The following is an 18,469-nucleotide window of genomic DNA, read 5'->3' on the forward strand; positions in this document are numbered from 1 at the left end:
CTCTGGATTGCTTCGCTCGCAAGACAGAGAGACCGAGATTACTTCGCGTAATCCCAATCCGGACGGATCGCGCCTTCGACGCCCTCGAAGGCGCCGTCCACCAGCTCATTCACCAGCAGCCGGTTATAATCCACCGGGCCCGGCATCGTCGCCCGGCCCTTCGGCACCGGCTTGAAGCCGACGCGGGTGTAATAGGCGGCGTCGCCGACCAGCAGGATGAAGCGGTGGCCCTGCGTCCGCGCGTCCGCGATCGAGCGCTCCATCAGCATGCGGCCGATGCCGTGCTTGCGGAACGGCGGCTCGACCGTCAGCGGCCCGAGCATCAGGGCCTTGGTGTCGCCGACGCAGATCGGCAACTGGCGGACGGAGCCGACCAGCAGCGTGCCGATATGGGCCGTGAACGACAATGCGAGCAGGTGATCGACATGCTCGCGCAGGCGGTAGGCGCTCAGCACGAAGCGGCCGGGGCCGAAGGTACGTTCATGCAGCCGCTCGATGGCTTGCGCATCGCCCGGCTTCTCGGCGGAGATCGTAATGGACAGGTCACTCATGTGGGGTGGCGGGATAGCATCCCCAAGCGGCGCGGTCCATGGCTCCATTTCCTCTCATAAGCCCGGCGGCGAGCCGCCGGGTTCCGGCCGAGGCTCACTCCACCGGCATCGTCTTCTCGACCAGCCGCACCCAATAGGACGCGCCGTAGCCGAGGATGTTGTCGTTGAAGCGATAGGCCGGATGATGGCAGTCGTTGCCGTCGCCCATGCCGAGGAAGACGAAGGCGCCTGGACGGGCCTGCAGCATGAAGGCGAAATCCTCCGCGCCCATCAGCGGCGGTGCGTTGTCGACCACACGCTCGACACCGACCACGTCGCGAGCGACATCGGCGGCGATCACGGCTTCACGCGCGTGATTCATCGTGATCGGATAGAGCCGGGTGTATGTCGTCGTTGCCGTGCCGCCATAGGTGCGGGCGATGCCGTCGGCGACCTCGGCGATGCGGCGCTCGACGAGGTCCTGCACCTCGGGATCGAGCGTGCGCACGGTGCCCTTCAGCTCGACCGTCTCGGGAATCACGTTCGTCGCCTTGCCGGCCTCGACCATGCAGATCGAGATGACGGCCGATTTGACCGGGTCGACATTGCGCGAGACGATCGACTGCAGCGCGGTGATGATGTGCGCGGCGATCAGCACGCTGTCGACCGCCTTGTGCACGCCGGCCCCGGCATGGCCGCCCTTGCCGTGCACGGTGATCTCGAGCTGATCGGATGACGCCAGCATCGGGCCCGGCCGCAGCGCGAACATGCCCTCGGGCACCCCCGGCGCATTGTGCAGGCCATAGACCTCCTGGATGCCCCAGCGGGTCATGAGCCCATCATCCACCATCGCCTTGCCGCCGGCGCCGCCCTCTTCGGCCGGCTGGAAGATCACGATCGCCGTGCCATCGAAATTGCGGGTGTCGGCAAGATGCTTGGCGGCGCCGAGCAGCATCGCGGTATGGCCGTCATGGCCGCAGGCATGCATCAGGCCGGGCGTCTTCGAGGCATAGGGCACGCCTGAGGCCTCCTCGATCGGCAGCGCATCCATGTCGGCGCGCAGGCCGATGATGCGGCCGGAGTCGGTCTTGCGCCCGCGGATGACGCCGACCACGCCGGTGCGGCCGATCCCCGTCACCACCTCGTCGCAGCCGAACTCGCGCAGCCGATCGGCGACGATGCCCGCCGTTCGATGCACCTCGTACATGAGCTCCGGATGCTCATGGAAATCGTGGCGCCATGCCGCCATGTCGTCGGTGAGTGCGGCGATGCTGTTCAGGATGGGCATGAAGTGGCTCTCGTTGAGGGGCGGTTCGGCGCGAACCATCGCCGGAACGCCCCGCGGACACAAGCGTCGATCGGCCCCGATCCCACGCGCAACGTCACCCTCCAACCGGCTGCTGCGCGAGATACGCCAGCAGCTTCATCTCGCGGCGGCCGCGCGTGACGGTGTCGAGCACCAGGCCCGACGACGCCGACAGCAGCGCCATGATCATCAGGCCCATCGACAGCACCGCTGTCGGCAGCCGCGGCACCAGACCCGTTTCGATGAAAGTGACGAAGATGGGAATGGCGAAGCCGATCGAGACCAGCGCGAGGAAGATGCCGATCGCGGTGAAGAAGCGCAGCGGCTTCTCGGAACGGTACAGTTTCAGGATGGTGTTGAGGATGCGGAAGCCGTCGCGCCAGGTGTTGAGTTTGGACACCGAGCCTTCGGGCCGCGCGTAATACGGCGTCGCGATCTCGGCGACCGGCAGCGCCAATTCCAGCGCGTGCACCGTGAGTTCGGTTTCGATCTCGAAGCCGTCGGACAGCACGGGAAAGGATTTGACGAAGCGGCGCGAGAACACGCGGTAGCCGGACAGGATGTCCTTGAAGGCCTGGCCGAACACCTCGGCGAGGAAGCTCGTCAGCATCCAGTTGCCGGTGCGATGGCCCATGCGGTACGCCGCCTGCTCCTGGTCGACCCGCAAGCCGACCACCATGTCGAGCCGCTCGCTCACCAGCCGCTCGATCATCGCGGGCGCGCTCGGCGCGTCATAGGTGGCGTCGCCGTCGACCAGCACGTAGATGTCGGCATCGACGTCTGCGAACATCCGCCGGACGACATGGCCCTTGCCCTGCCGCCGCTCGCTGCGGACCTCGGCGCCGGCAGCGCGCGCGACCTCGACGGTGCGGTCCTTGGAATTGTTATCGTAGACGTAAACAGTCGCCGTCGGCAGCGCCTGCATGAAGTCGCGGACCACGGTCGCGACCGCCGCCTCTTCATTGTAGCAGGGCACCAGCACGGCAATCCGCATCGGTTGAGAACTCATGGACCCGTCTCCCATGGCCGGGAGATTGCCCGCATTCGGTGCAGAATCTCATAATGAGCCGGCGCGCTCGGGCCGCCATGTCGGAATGATCTTAACGCCATCCATCACCTCGCGCAGGCGGGACAGCGTTCCGAGCGTGGTGCCCTCCGGCAGCGCATCGAAGGCAAAGAATCCGGTCTCGACGATCTCGCGGTTCGGCTCCGGCGGCCGGTCCTGCGTAAACCTCTTGATAACGAACACGGCGACGTGGTCGCGCGGCGAGACGTGGCTGTTGAGGAAGATGCCGTGCAGCTCCGGCTCGCCGGCCAGCGCGATCCGCCCCTCCTCGAACAGCTCCCGCTCCAGCGCCTGCATGAAGGTTTCGCCGACCTCGACGCCGCCGCCCGGCAGGTGCCAGCCCGAGACATAGCCATGCCGGACCAGGAACACCCGGTTCTCGGCATCCAGCACCACGCCGCGGACGCCGAGCGTCATGCCCCTGGCGAAGCGCCAATAGAGATGGAATCCGCGCCGCAGCACCGGCTCGAACCGGATCCGCAACCTGCTGAGCTGTGTTGTCGTCAAATCGCGTCATCCCCGGTTGGTCTTGCGCTCGAAGGCCGGGCTTGCCATGAGAGCGCCAGCATGAGGGATAGCACGACATGATCGTTGAGCGCGCACGCATCCGCCATCGGCGCAGGGACCGGTGATGGCCGCCTTCACGCTCGCGCATCTGTCCGACCCCCACCTTGCCCCGCAATCGCGGCCGCGCCTGTCCGAGCTCGCGGGCAAGCGGGCGCTCGGCTATCTCAATTGGACGCGCAACCGCTACAAATATCACCGGCGCGACATCCTCGACCTCCTGATCTCCGACCTGCACACGCAGATGCCCGACCAGATCGCCGTCACCGGCGATCTCGTCAATTTCGCCCTGGAGTCGGAATTTCCGCTCGCCCAGGCCTGGCTCCAGACAGTGGGACCGCCCGACAAGGTCACCGCAATTCCGGGCAATCACGACGCCTATGTCCGCTCGACGCGCCTGCGCTTCGCCGAGAGCTTTGCCGCCTATTTCGGCGGCGATGCCGAGGGCCCGGCGACGTTTCCGTCGTTGCGCCGGCGCGGGCCGCTGGCGCTGATCAGCCTGTCCTCGGCCGTGCCGTCCGCGCCGTTCATGGCCACGGGACGGATCGGCAGCGCCCAGCTCGCGGCGCTGGATCAGCTGCTCGCGTCGCTGGCGCATGAGCCGCTGTTTCGTGTGCTGCTGGTGCATCATCCGCTGCGCTCGGCCAATCGGATGAAGCGGCTGACCGACTCCAAGGCGCTCATCGCGCTGCTCGCGCGCCACGGCGTCGAGCTGGTGCTGCACGGCCATGACCACGTGCATTCGACGCTCTGGATCGATGGCCCGGAGCGCAAGATTCCGGTCGTCGGCGTGCCCTCCGCGTCGTCGCTCGCGCATGGCCATTATCCGGCCGCGGCCTACAACATTTTCGCCGTCGCGCCCGAAGGCAATCATTGGCGTTGCGAGATGACCGTGCGCGCCGTCAACGATGCGATGCGCGTGCGTGAGATCCGCCAGATCCGCCTGCTCTGAGCGCGTCAGAAATTGATCGGCTTCAGGCTCTCGTAGAGCGCGATGCCGAACAGCGACAGCGCGCCGAGCACGAAGCCGAGCACGAACGGCCAGAACCGTCCGCGCCTTGGCGTCTCGCTGCTCGCCTGAGCCTGCATACGCGCCACGCCGAAGGCGCGCTCGCGCTCGACCATGCGGCGGGCGACGTAGTCGGTCACGGCCTTCACGATCGCGCCGATGTCGTGCGACTCGGCGAGCACGATGCGGCCGTTGCGGGTATCCTGCACGAAGCGGTACTGCCGCTTGTCGCGCCCCATCACGACATGGGCGACGACATCGATCCACAGCCGAGGCGTCTCGCCCTGGCTGATCGCGCGATCGAACAGGTCGATCTGACTGGGGATCTCGGCGAACAGCGGGTCGAGCGCCTCGTTGAGGATCTCCAGCCGCGCCACCTCGGCGTCGCGCAGATCGACCACCACGCCCGTCCGGTCGGCGGCCTCGATGCGGGCCTGGCGCAGCGCCTCGCGCAGGCGGACGGGACGCGGTTCGGTGCTGCTGTCGGGGGCCTCGGACATCGCTGACGCTTTCACGGTTCGGCCCTGGTTTCGCCAGGTTTTCTCCCATTAACCTATCAGTAACCCCGTATTCCGCAAACCCCATTTGTCTTCAATGGGTTATAAGCACGTTGATATCATCAGCGGCGCCTAAACGGACGTGGGCGGCCCCCTCCGGTGTGACCCGGCTGAGACCGCCCCGTCCTTGGGCTCTTCCTTGAGCTTTATTCAGATACCTGGCAGTGCCGTCCTTGCTGGCGGTCAGGCCGCCGGCGCGCGCTGCGGCTCCTCGACGATCGAGAAGCGGACGCCGGCCTTGTGACGGTTCTCCTCGGACACTTCGCGCCAGCAATCCTCGGCTTCCTTGCGCGACTTGAACGGCCCCTTCACCTGGGCCGAGCCCTCCACCAGCTTGTGGAAATTCATCGAGCCGAACTCGCCGCCGATCACCCAGAAATTGCTGGTCATGAGACCCTCCATCAACCGTCACAACTTTGACAGTGCATTGCGATTTGCGTGACCAGAGATAAACGCGAAACCGACAGCTTCGTATAGAGGCCTTGTTTTTGAATGGTGATGTCATGTAACATCATCACTTGTCACAAATGTCATTTGTAAATCTTGTCACAAATCGAGAGCCGGAGGGCTCTGAAGGGTCGCGATGCCCGGCGAATCCGGAAAGAAGCTGTTCGTCGGTCCGCGATTCCGGCGCATCCGCCAGCAATTGGGGCTGTCACAGACCCAGCTCGCCGAGGGGCTCGGCATCTCGCCGAGCTACGTCAACCTGATCGAGCGCAACCAGCGCCCTGTCAGCGCCCAGATCCTGCTGCGGCTGGCCGAGGTCTACGACCTCGATCTCCGCGACCTCGCCACTGCCGACGAGGACCGCTTCTTCGCCGAGCTCAACGAGATCTTCTCCGATCCCTTGTTCCGCCAGATCGAGCTGCCCAAGCAGGAGCTGCGCGACCTCGCCGAGCTTTGCCCCGGCGTCACCCACGCGCTGCAGCGGTTGTACGCGGCTTACGCCGAGGCGCGGCGGGGCGAGACCCTGGTGGCGGCGCAGATGGCCGACCGCAATGCCGGCGGCCATTTCGAGGCCAACCCGATCGAGCGGGTGCGCGACCTGATCGAGGCCAACCGCAACTACTTCCCTGAGCTCGAGCAGCAGGCGGAAGCCCTGCGCGACGCGCTCGACGTCCCGGCCGAGGGGCTCTATGCCGCGCTCGCCGCGCGCTTGCGCGAAAAGCATTCGGTGCAGACCCGCGTGATGCCGGTCGATGTGATGCGCGAGACCCTGCGCCGCTACGACCGCCATCGGCGGCAATTGCTGATCTCCGAACTGGTCGATGGACCAGGCCGCACGTTTCAGCTTGCCGTGCAGCTCGGCATGGCGGAGTGCCTGCCGCAGTTCGAAATCATCATCGGCCGCGCCGGCGCAATCGACGACACCTCTCGCCGGCTCTACCGCATGACGCTGGCGAGCTACTACGCTGCCGCCGTGATGATGCCCTATGCGCCGTTCCTCGCAGCGGCCGAGGCGCTGAGCTACGACATTAACGTGCTGGCACAACGCTTCAGCACCGGCTTCGAGCAGGTCTGCCACCGGCTCACCACGCTGTCGCGTCCGAACGCGCGCGGCATTCCGTTCTTCATGCTGCGCGTCGACAATGCCGGCAACGTCTCCAAGCGCTTTTCCTCGGGAACCTTCCCGTTCTCCAAGTTCGGCGGCACCTGCCCGCTGTGGAACGTGCATTCGACCTTCGACACGCCGGACCGGCTGCTGAAGCAGATCATCGAGCTGCCGGACGGCTCGCGCTATTTCTCGATTGCTCAGATGGTGCGCCGTCCGGTGGCGCCGCATCCGCTGCCGCAGCCGCGTTTCGCCATCGGCCTGGGCTGCGAGATCAGGCATGCGTCGCGCCTCGTCTATGCCGCCGGCATGGATCTGGAGACGGCCGAAGGCACGCCGATCGGCGTCAACTGCCGGCTCTGCGAACGCGAAAACTGCGCCCAGCGCGCCGAACCGCCGATCACGCGGACCTTGATCCTGGACGAGACAACGCGGCGTGTGAGTTCGTTCGCGTTCAGCAATGCGCGGGAGTTGTGAGGCCACCACTCTCTCCTCGGTCATTCCGGGGCGCGCGGCAGCGCGAGCCCGGAATCCATTTCACGACACGGCCTGCGGCCCGATGGATTCCGGGTTCGCGCTGCCGCGCGCCCCGGAATGACAGCGAATGTGTAGCACCGCCCTCCCCCCGTCATTGCGAGCGCAGCGAAGCAATCCAGGGCTCCGGACGTGACTCTGGATTGCTTCGCTGCGCTCGCAATGACGCGGACAGACGAAGGCCCAAGGCGGAAACTCGTGACGCCAAGATATGCATGCGGTCACCCTCTCGCGGCGCATCCGCACCCGAGCTTTGTTTGTTCGTTCGCCCCCCCTCAACAGAGGGCGCAGGGAAGACCGGGAGCGCGCCGCCCCCATGGCCCCCGTGCGTGAGAAAATGCACGGGGTAGGAACCACAGGTTCGGCTGGGACATCCCGGCCTTCCCTGCGCGATGGCTTTACGGCTTACTCCGTGCTCTCCCCAGGGACCGGCTGATTGACCCTGTCATCAGCGCCATCGTCGGCGCGAACTTGATCTCGGCACCGGGAGATAAGGACCACACGGCTTGACCGTGCGCGTCGGACCGTTCGTCGGCACGATTGCTCGCGCTGCGATCCAACACGCCCATCGCATCCCGCATCAACGCTCGTGACGACCGCGATACGCCCCTCCGATCGAGGCGGGATGCGCCCATACAATCATGATTTCTGTAAAAACGCAATATCTTTCGCCTCTGGCGACGAAATTTTTCACAGCCGCCGGCGACGGCCGCGATTGACGGCGGCGTTCGCGTTCAATGTGCGACGAGCGCCAACATGAACAGCAAGGCGGAGCCGAGCGAGGCGAATGTGCGTAGGTGATTCCAGACACTCCAATCGCGGACGTAGCTCGCCCATAGCGCGGCGCCCTGCGGACTTGCCGGGTCGACGGCCGCCAGCGCGTTGTTCAGCGGAACATTGAACGCCAGGGTGACGACGAACATTCCGAGGACATAGAGAATGCCGGCCGCAAGCAGCGCGAGCGAACCCGGCTCGCCCCAGCGCACGACGGCAACGACCGCGAGCAACGCCGCCGCGACGGTCGTGCCCATGAAGAACGGGATGAACGGCGAATTGACGATGTCGACGTTGATCGCGTTCATGGCGGCAATGCCGGCCGGCGGCGGGATCCGTTGCAGCGCCGACATCACGAAGGTCGAGAAGGCAAAATAGACACCTGCCATCAAGCCGCAGCCGATGGCCGCAAACCACAGCAGACCGGACATGAGCAAGGAGATCATCGCGGCACCTCGCAAAAATACGATAAAAACTCGTATTTCAAAATGCGATAAACTCTCGTATTGTTTTGGTCAAGTCGGGATCTGGAGTCGTCATGGCGAGAAGGCGGGCGGGGCGGGATTCGACAGACACTCCGGCTGATCGAGAGGAGAGGATCGTACGGCTGGCGCCGAGCCAGCAGCGCAGCCGTGCGCGCTTCGAGCAGATCCTGGCTTGCGCCGTCGACCTGATGGCCGAGAAGGGCAGTGACGCATTCAAGATGAGCGACATCGTCGAGCGAACCGGCATCGCGTTCGGCTCGCTGTATCAGTATTTTCCGGACAAGACCGCCGTGATCGGCACGTTGGCCGAGCGCTACAATGCGATCGGTCGTGACTGCGTGCGCAAGGAGCTGACGCGCTTCGAGACCTTGGATGATCTGCAAAGCGTGCTTGGCCGCATCACCGACAGCTACTACCAGTTCTTCATCGATGAACCCGTGGCGCGCGACATCTGGCATGCGACACAGGCCGACCGCGCCCTCCAGGCGCTGGACGCGGAGGATTTCACCGTTCTGACCGGCCTGCTGATCCAGGCCTTGCAGCCGCTCGCGCCGCAGCTTCGTGGGAAAACGCTCGACGAATTCTGTCAGCTCATGATGGTCCTGATCGCGGCCGCCGTCCGGCACGCGGTCACGCTGCCGCCGAAGGACGGACGTCGCGCGCTCGCGCGCTTCAAGCAGCTGTTGCCCAGGACGATAGAGGGGTGACGTCGCTGCGGCAGTGACGCTTTCGGGCCCGAGGCCATCGGCACATCATTCCCACGCGAGCCGCAAGAGGCAGACGTCGCAGTAACACGCGCTTTCCTCAGGCATGGTCGTCTGGCCTGCCCTTCACGCCATGGCTCCGCGCAAGGGTCATGGCCTGATCGCTACCGTTCATGTGCCGTTCGGCTGCGCCGTTCCACTGTGCGAGCACGTCAAGCTCCCCCGTGAATGGAACCCGAAGCCTCTCAGACAGTTTCTCCGCAGTTCCACATAGCAAAGCGAGAATAAATTGAATCGCCGTCAGTTCATGCAATCTGCGGCTGCGATCCCGGTTGCCGCGTCGTTCGCGCGAGGTGCATCGGCCGCAGCGCCTGCGGCGCAGCCGTTCAATGCGGCCTATGTGCGCGACCTCGCGCGCAATCTCGCGTCCAAGCCCTATGCCGCGCCCGACGACAAATTACCGGACGCGCTGGCGAAGCTCGACTACGACGCCTACCGCTCGATCCGTTTCCTGCCGGATCACGCGTTGTGGCGCGGCGACAATCTGCCGTTCCAGGCGCAGTTCTTCCATCGCGGCTCGATCTACAAGGACCGCGTCGACATCTACGAGGTCGCGGACGGCCAGGCCAGGCCTGTGGCATATCGTCCCGAGGATTTCGCCTTCGGCCAGCAGGTCCCGGCGTTTCCGGCGGCCGATCTCGGCTTTGCCGGCTTTCGCATTCACGCGCCGATGAACCGGCCGGACTATTACGACGAAGTCTGCGTGTTTCTGGGCGCCAGTTATTTCCGCGCGGTCGCCAAGGGCGAGCTCTACGGGTTGTCGGCGCGTGGGCTGTCGATCGATACCGGCGAGGCCAAGGGCGAGGAGTTTCCCGTCTTCAAGACGTTCTGGCTGGAGAGGCCGACGCCGGGCGCGACCGCGATGGTCGTGCACGCGCTGCTCGACAGCAAGAGCGCGACCGGCTCCTATCGCTTCACCATCCGTCCAGGCGAGACCACCGTGTTCGACGTCGAAGCGTCGCTGTATCCGCGCGTCGAGATCGCGCATGGCGGGCTGGCGCCGATGACCAGCATGTTCTTCTTCGGACCGAACGATCGCGGCGAGGTCGACGACTTCCGCCCGGCCGTGCACGATTCCGACGGGCTCGCGATGTTCAACGGCAAGGGCGAGCAGCTCTGGCGTCCCCTGAGCAATCCGCGCGACCTCCAGGTCAGCGTGTTCAACGATCTCAATCCGCGCGGCTTCGGCCTGATGCAGCGCGAGCGCAAGTATAGCGCCTACCAGGATCTCGAATCGCATTTCGAGAAGCGGCCGAGCCTGTGGGTCGAGCCGATCGGCGATTGGGGCGAAGGCGCCGTGGTGCTGTTCGAGATTCCGACCAGGCAGGAGATTCACGACAACATCGCCGCGTTCTGGCGGCCGAAGGCGCCGCTCGCCGCCAAGGGCGAGCACAACATGACCTATCGCCTGCATTGGGGCCAGGATGCGCCGAAGCCGCATGCGCTGGCGCGCTTCACACGCACCGGAATCGGCGTTCACGGGGAAGGAAGGCTGTTCGTGCTGGAGCTCGAGGGCGACGCGCTCAAGGGGCTCGATCCGGCGCAGGTCAAGGGCGTGGTCAGCGCCGACAAGTCCGAGGTGACCAACATCGTCACCCAGCCCAATCCCGAGACCGGCGGATGGCGGCTGAGCTTCCAATGCGCCGCCAATGACGCGCCGGTCGAGCTGCGCGCCGAGCTGACCGCCGGCGACAAGCTGGTCTCCGAGAGCTGGATCTATCGATGGACGCCGTAGCCGCATCACAGATGCGCGTGCCGCGTCACGCGCCCGGCAACGGCTTCCTTCCCGCGGAGGCGCCGCTCCAGATGGAGCCGTCGCCGCTGCATCACGTCCCTGCCGCGCAGCAGGCGGTCTCGAGCGGACCAGGCGTCGCGCTACGGCGCGCGCTCATATTTGCCGGAACCGCCGGACTGACATTGGCCGGCTGTGTCAAGATGTACGAGGTCGTCGAGGTCGGCGGCGTGACCGTGCTGGAAGGCATGGTTCTCGTGCTGTTCTCGGTTCTGCTGGCCTGGATCGCGTTCGCCTTCGTGTCGGCGCTGGCCGGCTTCGTCGTGATGCTCGCGCGCCGGCGCGACACCATCGCCATCGCTGTCGACGGGTCCCTGCCCGACCTTTCCAGCCGCACGGCGATGCTGCTGCCGACCTACAACGAGGATCCGCATGCCGTGATGGTGCGGCTGCGGGCGATGATCGAATCCGTCGCCGAGACCGGGCAGGCCGATCGCTTCGACTGGTTCCTGCTCAGCGACACCACCGATCCCGACATCTGGATCGGCGAGGAGGCCGCGTTCCTGGCGCTGCGCGAGGCCTGCGGCACGGCGCGCGTGTTCTATCGGCATCGCGCCGACAATACCGCGCGCAAGGCGGGCAACATTTCCGAGTGGGTGCGGCGGTTCGGCGCGGCCTATGATCACATGCTGATTCTCGACGCCGACAGCCTGATGAGCGGCGCGACGGTGGTGCGGCTCGCTTACGCGATGGAGCATGCGCCGCGGGCGGCGCTGATCCAGACCCTGCCCGTGATCGTCAACGGCGCCAGCCTGTTCGCGCGCCTGCAGCAATTCGCCGGCCGGCTGTATGGTCCGATCATCGCCGCCGGCAATGCGTGGTGGTACGGCGCCGAAGGCAATTACTGGGGCCACAACGCGATCATCCGCGTCGAGGCCTTCGCGCAGGATGCCGCCTTGCCCGAGCTGCGCGGCCGCAAGCCGTTCGGCGGCCACATCCTCAGCCACGACTTCATCGAGGCCGCGCTGATGCGGCGCGCCGGATGGGGCATCTACATGACGGTCGATCTCGACGGCAGCTACGAGGAGGTGCCGCCGTCGCTGATCGACCATGCCGCCCGCGACCGGCGCTGGTGCCAGGGCAATCTGCAGCATCTCGCGGTGCTGCCGGCGCGCGGCCTGCACTGGATCTCGCGGCTGCATCTGTTGATCGGCATCGGCGCCTACATCACCGCGCCGCTGTGGTTCGTCTTCCTGGTGCTCGGCATCCTGATCTCGCTACAGGCGAACTTCGTGCGGCCGGAATACTTCCCCAAGGGCTTTGCGTTGTTTCCGAGCTGGCCGGCGCAGGATCCGGTGCTCGCCGCCCAGGTGTTTGGCGCAACGCTCGGGCTGCTTTTCGTGCCGAAGCTGCTCGCCTTGCTGGCCGCGCTTCTCACGCGCGCACGGCGCCGCGGCTTCGGCGGCGGCATCCGGCTGTGTCTCGCGGTGATCGTGGAGACCGTGCTGGCGGCGCTGATCGCGCCATCGATGATGATCTTCCAGTCGGTCGCGGTGATCGAGATTCTGCTCGGACGCGATGCCGGCTGGCAGGTGCAGCGGCGCAACGACGGCGGCATCAGCCGTGCGGAGATCATGCGCAAGCTCGCGCTGCCGACCGCGTGCGGCCTCGTCATGGCCGTGAGCGCCTATGCCGTTTCGCTGCCGCTGCTCGCCTGGATGTCGCCGGTCGTCGCCGGCCTCGTGCTGTCGATCCCGATCGGATTGCTGACGGGCAGCCGCCGCCGCGGCGCCGGGTTGTTCACCACGCCGGAGGATACCTCGCCGCCGCCGGTGCTGGTCCGCGCGCGGGAGCTCGCCACCACAGCTTCGACCCACACCGGCGCCGCGCTGCTCGAACTGCAACGCCATGCCGGACTGCGCCGCCAGCATCTCGACGCGCTGCCGGCGCGGCCGCTGCGCAAGGCGGGGGATATCGACGTCGAGCTGACCACGGCAAGAGCGCGGCTCGCCGACGCGACCTCGGTCGCGCAGGCGGTCGGCTTCCTGTCCCGCCGTGAGACCATGGCCGTGCTGAACGATCGCGCCACGCTCGAGCAGCTCGCCGAGCTGCCCGAGGCGTGAGGCGGGACCGGCTTACTTGGTGAGATGTGCGGAGGCGATCGCCTGCTGGAACAGCGCGGTCAGGGCGGCGCCGATGCTACCGCTGGAGTCGACCTCGTAGTAGTAGCCCGGGCTGGCGCAGGACTTCATCACGGTGCCGATGTCGTTGCGCCACGGCGCGATATAGGTCGTGTACCAGCTATTGTTGGTGATCGCGAGATAGGTGGTGTAGAGCACCGCGATCTTGATGCCGCGCGCCTTCAGCGCGGTGCAGGTCGCGGTGTTCAGCGGCTCCTGGCAGCGTCCGCCGGAGACCGTCGTCTTGCTGCAGGTGGTCGGATAGTTGTAGTCGGCGACGCCGTCGGAGACGAAGAACAGCCACTTCTGCGGGCTGGTGGACGAGCCGTCGCCCTGCGCCGGGATGACGCCGCTGATGGCCGACATCGCGCCGTCGAAATCGGTGCACTGGTCGTTGTTGTAGCCGCTATAGGGAATGGTCATCAGGTCCAGCGAGCCGACCGACGACTTCACCGACGACATGCTCGACGACAGGCTGGCGACCGTCGTCAATCCCAGCGAGCCGCAGTCGCTGCCCAGGCTGTAGACCGCCATGCGGTACTGGTTGCTGACCACCTGGCTGGCGGTGGCGGTGTCCGTCAGCGATTGGGTCGCCGAGCGCACCACGTCGATCCGCATCGTCACGCCCTTGTTTTTGGCGATCTGGTAGTAGCTGTTGGTCTGCAGCGTCTTCTTCGTGCTCGACGTGTAGACGTCGTGGCAGGCGAAGGCGCATTTGTCCGACGTCGCGTTCTGCAGCTTGGTCATGTCGGCGGTCGTCGCGCCGAGGCCCTGCGACGGCGAATTGTCGACCAGCACGTAGAAGTCCATATAGGTCGGGAACGACGCGGAGGCCGAGGACGAGGCCGAGACGGTCATGGTCGGGAAGCCGAACATGTACATGAAGGCCGTCTTGACCACGACGCTGCCGGTCCCGGTCACTGTCCGGGCGCTCACGCTGTCGGTCACCGTGATGTTCAGCGAATCGGACTTCAGATTGTGGGCCGCCATCTGGCCGTTGAACATGTTGGTCGCCGCGGTCTTGGCGTCGGCCGTGGTTCCACGCATCGCGGTGTAGCCGGTTGCCGCCAGCATCGCGGCGTCGATCGAAGCCGACAGCTTCGCCTTGGCGCGCACCGCCATCGAATAGTCGATGGCCGAGCCGACGAAGGTGAGGATCGGCAGCAGAGCGAGCGCGAAGATGATCGCGATATTGCCATTCCGGTCGCGGCTGAAGCGCGACAGAAGCCTGAGGTATCGGTATCCGGGCCGCACGGCCGCAACTCCAACAAACGGTGATGTCGGCGGCGATGTTGCGGATCAACCGTTGCTTTGAAATTTATTGAATTGCCGAATCTCCGTTACGTTTCGTTTCCGAATGTCGTAAGCCGGCTTGGAGCGGTGCCTTCGCACCAGCAGGCGCGGCATGACTGCCATGCGCGAGGGCGGTGGGCCGGCCATCCCGCGGCAGGTGTCCGGCCTTCGCTCCGTGCGCCCGCCGCCCAGGCCGTGCCTGCCCCTCTCATGGTACCCCGATTGCAATGCGGCCGCGCCGATTGCATAGTCCGCGCGCTTTGCAGCGCGGGGGCGCGCTGATTCTCTGGGGTTTGAGGACGACGATGGCGGATGCCGATCTTGATGCCGTGATCCGGCAACTGGCCAAGCAGCAGAACAAGAGCCTTCTGGCAGCGGCAAAGAAACGGAAGGACCGCTTCAACGGCTTGGCCATGAAGGCCAAGGACAAGGACGCCAAGGAGCGCTTCAAGCTGCTCGCCCGCGAGGTGGTCGAGCAGGCCAGCGCCGCGGCGCGCCGGCTCCTGATCTCCGCCGACAACGTCGCCGACAGCTACGCCCGGGCAATGCGCCAGGCGGCGGCCGCCGAGCTGCCGAAGAAGGCAGAGGTCAAGAAGGCCGAGCCGAAGAAGGACGAGATCGCGCCGGCGAAGTCGAAGGCGGACAGCAAACCGGCGAAGAAGTCCGCAAAGTCCAAGAAGGCCGCCTGACCGCCGCCGCCTCCATCGTTGTTGCCTGGCGAAAGCCTGCGGAATCCTCTGGCGCGCATCTGCGTCGGCGGACAGCCTGACGTTGACTCAGATCAATGCGCGCACGCGACCGCGGGCCTTCCCTTCCCATCCATAGAGCTGGCATCGGCTCCGGGACGCATCGCGTCCCGCCGACGTGGAACCGAAGCCGCCGCATCAGCGAGGGAGGTCACCCATGACGCGTTTCCAGTCGCTCGTCCTGCTCGGCTCCATCGTCCTCGTCTCCTGCGTTGCCTCGGCCGCACGCGCCGAGGTTCTCGCGCACTACGAATGCAGCATCATCGGCCCGTCGCTGCCCGAGCCGATCGGCGATCGTCCCGGACACGCGCTCGCCACCGTGCAGTTCTCCTGCTTTGCCGTCGACGGCGCCATGAAGGGCGCGGTCTACACCGCGGTCAACGTCGCCGAATGGGACGGTCCGAAAGGGACCTATCAGTTCGCCGGCGGCGTTCACCGCATCACGGGGGGCTTTGCTGTCACACAGATGAGTGAAGGCAGCGCGACCGTCGTGCTCAACGACGGTCAGCCGGCGGGCACGGCGGGCTTCGGCAAGGCAGTGATCAAATATGCCGCGGGCACGCTGGCGCAGCTGAACGGCAAGACTGTCGCCTTCACGACGAAGACCACCAGCCTCGGCCGCTTCAGCCTCGATTTCACCGACTGAACGCGGTGCATGCGCGCGGCGCAAAAACGCCGCGCCGCTAGCAACCATCCAGCGCTTGCCGACTTTCCCCCGGGACATTCTCCGGAGGATTGCATGAAGGCGCTGGTCTGGCATGGCAAAGAGGACATCCGCTGCGACACGGTCAGCGATCCCGAGATCGAGGACGCGCGAGACGCCATCATCAAGGTGACGAGCTGCGCGATCTGCGGCTCCGACCTGCACCTGTTCCACAACTACATCCCCGCGATGATGCCCGGCGACATCATGGGCCACGAGACCATGGGCGAGGTCGTCGAGGTCGGTTCCGGCGTCAACGGCAAGCTGAAGAAGGGCGACCGCATCGTCGTGCCCTTCACCATCATCTGCGGCGAGTGCGAGCAGTGCAGGCGCGGCAATTTCTCGGTGTGCGAGACCACCAACCGCAACAAGCACATGGCGGAGAAGGTGTTCGGCCACACCACCGCCGGCCTGTTCGGCTACACGCATCTCACCGGCGGATATCCCGGCGGCCAGGCGGAATATCTGCGCGTGCCGTTCGCCGATGCCACGCACATCAAGGTGCCGGACAGCATGACGGACGAGCAGGCGCTGTTCCTCAGCGACATCTTCCCGACCGGCTGGCAAGGGGCCGCGCAATGCGACATCGAGCCAGACGATACGGTCGCGGTGTGGGGCTGCGGCCCGGTCGGCCAGATGGCGATCCGCAGCGCCATCCTGCTCGGCGCGAAACAAGTGATCGCGATCGACCGCATTGCGGAGCGGCTGGCGATGGCCGAGGCCGGCGGTGCGATCACGATCAATTTCGACAAGGAGAGCGTCGTCGGCCGGCTGAACGAGCTGACCGACAACAAGGGCCCGGAGAAATGCATCGACTGCGTCGGCTTCGAGAGCCATGTCAGCATGGCGCAGCCGGACAGCGTGCTCGACCGCGCCAAGCAGATGTTCATGCTCGAGAACGACCGGCCGCACGTGCTGCGCGAGATCATCTATGTCTGCCGGCCCGGCGGCATCGTTTCGATCCCTGGCGTCTACTCGGGGCTCTCGGACATGGTGCCGATGGGCGCGCTGATGAACAAGGGCCTGACGATCAGGACCGGCCAGACCCACGTCAACCGCTGGACCGACGACCTCACGCGGCGGATCGAGGACGGCCAGATCGATCCGTCCTTCGTCATCACCCACACCGTGCCGCTGGCGCAGGGCCCTGAGATGTATCGCGCCTTCCGCGACAAGCAGGATAGCTGCGTCAAGGTCGTGTTGAAGCCATAAGGGATCGCATCGCATGTTCCATTTTTCGAATCTCGTCAGGCCCAAGGGCGATCCGAAGATCATCTCGACCGGCCCGAGTTCGCTCACCTCAGCGGATCGTCTGGCCCGCGGCCTCGGCTGGTTCTCCATCGCAGTCGGCACGCTCGAACTGCTGGCGCCGCACCGGGTCACCAACGCCCTCGGCATGCAGGGGCGCGAAGGCCTCGTGCGCGCCTACGGACTGCGCGAGCTGTTCGCCGGCGTCATGACGTTGTCGGTGGAGAAGCGGGCCGGCCTGATGAGTCGCGTCGCGGGCGACGGGCTCGACATGGTGACCTTGGCCAGCGAGCTCAGGCCAAGTAACCCGCGCGCGGGCACCGTGCTGGCGGCGATGGTCATGGTCGGCGGCATCACCGCGCTGGACTACATTTGCGCGCAGGACTTGAAGGCGCAGCATGATCCCCGGCGCGGCCGCAAGCGGCTGTACACCGACCGCAGCGGCTATCCGAAGGGCATTGCCGCCGCGAGGAAGGCCGCGTTGCCACGGCCGGCGCAGAGCACGGCCGCGAGCTAGGCTACGCCTGAGCCAGACTGCGGCTCAAGGCTTCAGCGCGAGCGTGAACAGGCGGAAGCCCGCGATTTTCGGAAAGGCTTCCGCCGCCTCGGGCGACGCCAGCGCCACGACGGCTGCGTTCACCTCGCCGTTGCTGAGCCGGGTGATCGCGGTCGCCTGCCCCTCGAGCAGCAGCACCTCGGCGGCGCCGGCGGCATTGATGGCCGCGGTGATCTTGGCGTTCGACTTGGCATAGCGCTCATCGATCGCGATCACCTTGCCGGCCAGATCGCTCACGGCGTTCACCATGGGACGCGCGAGCAGCACGGCGACCAGACGAGTGTCGGCGGGCCCCTCGGGCACGCGCAGCGCCGTCATCCGCTCGGCCAATTCGGCCGCCACCTTCACCGCTGCGAGGGTCACCTCGCTCTGGATCTTGGCTGGGCTCGACGGATTCGCGGTCACGGGCGATGGGATCTTGACGACGGGAGCGGACGCGCCGTCGGCGGGCGGGAGCGGCTCCGGCCGCTTGTCTCTCGGCTTCTGTACGGGCGTCGCAACAACGACCTTCGCCGGCGTTTGCTTTTGAGCGGCCCGGGCGTGCTTGCGCTGGTGAGCCGCCCGGCGCGCGACGGCTGCTTTCCGCGTGACCTTCGCGGCGGCTTCCGGCAGCTTCGGCTGATCGACCGGCGGCACTTGCACGCAGGCTCTTCCGCTCTCGTCCACGCAAGGCAACGTTGCCTGGGGCGGCGGCTGATGGCTGCATCCGGCCAGTGCCAAGGTTGAAACGACGGCCAACGCGCCGAGACAAAGCGCTCTCACTTCCCCGCTCCTGACGACATCCCCTCGCGCAAACCGCGCGTCTTCGTTGGCCTCCTATTTCTCCTATGATGCGTTAAACCCAGCCTTAAACGACGCGGCTCGGTCCGC

General features: G+C 66.0%; 18 protein-coding genes. 9 read left to right on the plus strand and 9 right to left on the minus strand.

Annotated features, from left to right (window positions below):
• Window positions 1-38 precede the first annotated feature (38 nt).
• The 4 genes from ACQR1Y_RS25880 to ACQR1Y_RS25895 all read right to left on the minus strand — a co-directional run bounded on the left by ACQR1Y_RS25880 (window position 39) and on the right by ACQR1Y_RS25895 (window position 3,409).
• Complete coding sequence (locus ACQR1Y_RS25880) at window positions 39-551, minus strand: GNAT family N-acetyltransferase (RefSeq protein WP_434857098.1); 513 nt, start codon at window positions 549-551, stop codon at window positions 39-41.
• A 94-nt stretch (window positions 552-645) separates the two neighbouring features.
• On the minus strand, window positions 646-1,818 hold the full coding sequence (locus tag ACQR1Y_RS25885) for a M20 aminoacylase family protein (protein WP_434876966.1): 1,173 nt from the start codon (window positions 1,816-1,818) through the stop codon (window positions 646-648).
• Between the two features lie 94 nt (window positions 1,819-1,912).
• On the minus strand, window positions 1,913-2,845 hold the full coding sequence (locus ACQR1Y_RS25890; protein WP_434876967.1) for a glycosyltransferase family 2 protein: 933 nt from the start codon (window positions 2,843-2,845) through the stop codon (window positions 1,913-1,915).
• 48 nt (window positions 2,846-2,893) lie between these two features.
• Window positions 2,894-3,409, minus strand: coding sequence for an NUDIX domain-containing protein (locus tag ACQR1Y_RS25895; RefSeq protein WP_434876968.1), 516 nt, complete (start codon window positions 3,407-3,409; stop codon window positions 2,894-2,896).
• Window positions 3,410-3,533: 124 nt separating this feature from the next.
• Here ACQR1Y_RS25895 and ACQR1Y_RS25900 point away from each other — a divergent pair, with 124 nt between their 5' ends.
• Window positions 3,534-4,418: a metallophosphoesterase family protein gene (locus ACQR1Y_RS25900; protein ID WP_434876969.1), complete on the plus strand. Its 885-nt coding sequence runs from the start codon at window positions 3,534-3,536 to the stop codon at window positions 4,416-4,418.
• Between the two features lie 5 nt (window positions 4,419-4,423).
• Here the strand turns inward: ACQR1Y_RS25900 and ACQR1Y_RS25905 are convergent, their stop codons facing one another.
• Together ACQR1Y_RS25905 and ACQR1Y_RS25910 are read right to left on the minus strand one after the other, a co-directional pair.
• Window positions 4,424-4,975 (minus strand): hypothetical protein, encoded by a 552-nt coding sequence (locus ACQR1Y_RS25905; RefSeq protein ID WP_434876970.1) that lies wholly within the window; start codon window positions 4,973-4,975, stop codon window positions 4,424-4,426.
• A 240-nt stretch (window positions 4,976-5,215) separates the two neighbouring features.
• Window positions 5,216-5,422, minus strand: coding sequence for a DUF4170 domain-containing protein (locus tag ACQR1Y_RS25910; RefSeq protein ID WP_006612464.1), 207 nt, complete (start codon window positions 5,420-5,422; stop codon window positions 5,216-5,218).
• Window positions 5,423-5,615: 193 nt separating this feature from the next.
• Between ACQR1Y_RS25910 and ACQR1Y_RS25915 the strand changes: the two genes are divergently transcribed.
• Window positions 5,616-7,061, plus strand: a complete 1,446-nt coding sequence (locus tag ACQR1Y_RS25915) for a helix-turn-helix domain-containing protein (RefSeq protein WP_434876971.1) — start codon at window positions 5,616-5,618, stop codon at window positions 7,059-7,061.
• 791 nt (window positions 7,062-7,852) lie between these two features.
• Here ACQR1Y_RS25915 and ACQR1Y_RS25920 read toward each other — a convergent pair.
• A complete protein-coding gene (locus tag ACQR1Y_RS25920) occupies window positions 7,853-8,338 on the minus strand; it encodes a DUF1772 domain-containing protein (RefSeq protein ID WP_434876972.1) in 486 nt (161 codons plus the stop codon).
• Between the two features lie 92 nt (window positions 8,339-8,430).
• On the opposite strand from ACQR1Y_RS25920, the gene ACQR1Y_RS25925 reads away from it, so the two are divergent.
• The 3 genes from ACQR1Y_RS25925 to mdoH all read left to right on the plus strand — a co-directional run bounded on the left by ACQR1Y_RS25925 (window position 8,431) and on the right by mdoH (window position 12,996).
• Window positions 8,431-9,084, plus strand: coding sequence for a TetR family transcriptional regulator (locus ACQR1Y_RS25925; RefSeq protein WP_434876973.1), 654 nt, complete (start codon window positions 8,431-8,433; stop codon window positions 9,082-9,084).
• A gap of 304 nt (window positions 9,085-9,388) precedes the next feature.
• Window positions 9,389-10,876 carry a glucan biosynthesis protein G gene (locus ACQR1Y_RS25930; protein WP_434877157.1) on the plus strand — a complete coding sequence of 496 codons (1,488 nt, stop codon included), beginning with the start codon at window positions 9,389-9,391 and terminating at the stop codon, window positions 10,874-10,876.
• Window positions 10,864-12,996, plus strand: coding sequence for a glucans biosynthesis glucosyltransferase MdoH (gene mdoH, locus ACQR1Y_RS25935; RefSeq protein ID WP_434876974.1), 2,133 nt, complete (start codon window positions 10,864-10,866; stop codon window positions 12,994-12,996). Before ACQR1Y_RS25930 ends, mdoH begins: the two co-directional genes overlap by 13 nt.
• A gap of 12 nt (window positions 12,997-13,008) precedes the next feature.
• Here mdoH and ACQR1Y_RS25940 read toward each other — a convergent pair whose 3' ends face one another.
• Window positions 13,009-14,307: a TadE/TadG family type IV pilus assembly protein gene (locus ACQR1Y_RS25940; protein WP_434857110.1), complete on the minus strand. Its 1,299-nt coding sequence runs from the start codon at window positions 14,305-14,307 to the stop codon at window positions 13,009-13,011.
• A gap of 344 nt (window positions 14,308-14,651) precedes the next feature.
• Between ACQR1Y_RS25940 and ACQR1Y_RS25945 the strand changes: the two genes are divergently transcribed.
• From ACQR1Y_RS25945 to ACQR1Y_RS25960, 4 genes are all read left to right on the plus strand, one after another.
• On the plus strand, window positions 14,652-15,035 hold the full coding sequence (locus ACQR1Y_RS25945) for a hypothetical protein (RefSeq protein ID WP_434876975.1): 384 nt from the start codon (window positions 14,652-14,654) through the stop codon (window positions 15,033-15,035).
• Window positions 15,036-15,249: 214 nt separating this feature from the next.
• Entirely contained in the window at window positions 15,250-15,738 is a 489-nt protein-coding gene (locus tag ACQR1Y_RS25950) for a hypothetical protein (RefSeq protein WP_434876976.1), read from the plus strand.
• 93 nt (window positions 15,739-15,831) lie between these two features.
• Complete coding sequence (locus tag ACQR1Y_RS25955; protein WP_434876977.1) at window positions 15,832-17,007, plus strand: zinc-dependent alcohol dehydrogenase; 1,176 nt, start codon at window positions 15,832-15,834, stop codon at window positions 17,005-17,007.
• Between the two features lie 13 nt (window positions 17,008-17,020).
• On the plus strand, window positions 17,021-17,560 hold the full coding sequence (locus tag ACQR1Y_RS25960; RefSeq protein WP_434876978.1) for a hypothetical protein: 540 nt from the start codon (window positions 17,021-17,023) through the stop codon (window positions 17,558-17,560).
• 24 nt (window positions 17,561-17,584) lie between these two features.
• Here the strand turns inward: ACQR1Y_RS25960 and ACQR1Y_RS25965 are convergent, their stop codons facing one another.
• Entirely contained in the window at window positions 17,585-18,241 is a 657-nt protein-coding gene (locus ACQR1Y_RS25965; protein WP_434876979.1) for a hypothetical protein, read from the minus strand.
• Window positions 18,242-18,469 lie beyond the last annotated feature (228 nt).

Origin of the sequence: Bradyrhizobium sp. HKCCYLRH3099 (assembly GCF_051167855.1) — a bacterium.
GTDB lineage: Bacteria > Pseudomonadota > Alphaproteobacteria > Rhizobiales > Xanthobacteraceae > Bradyrhizobium.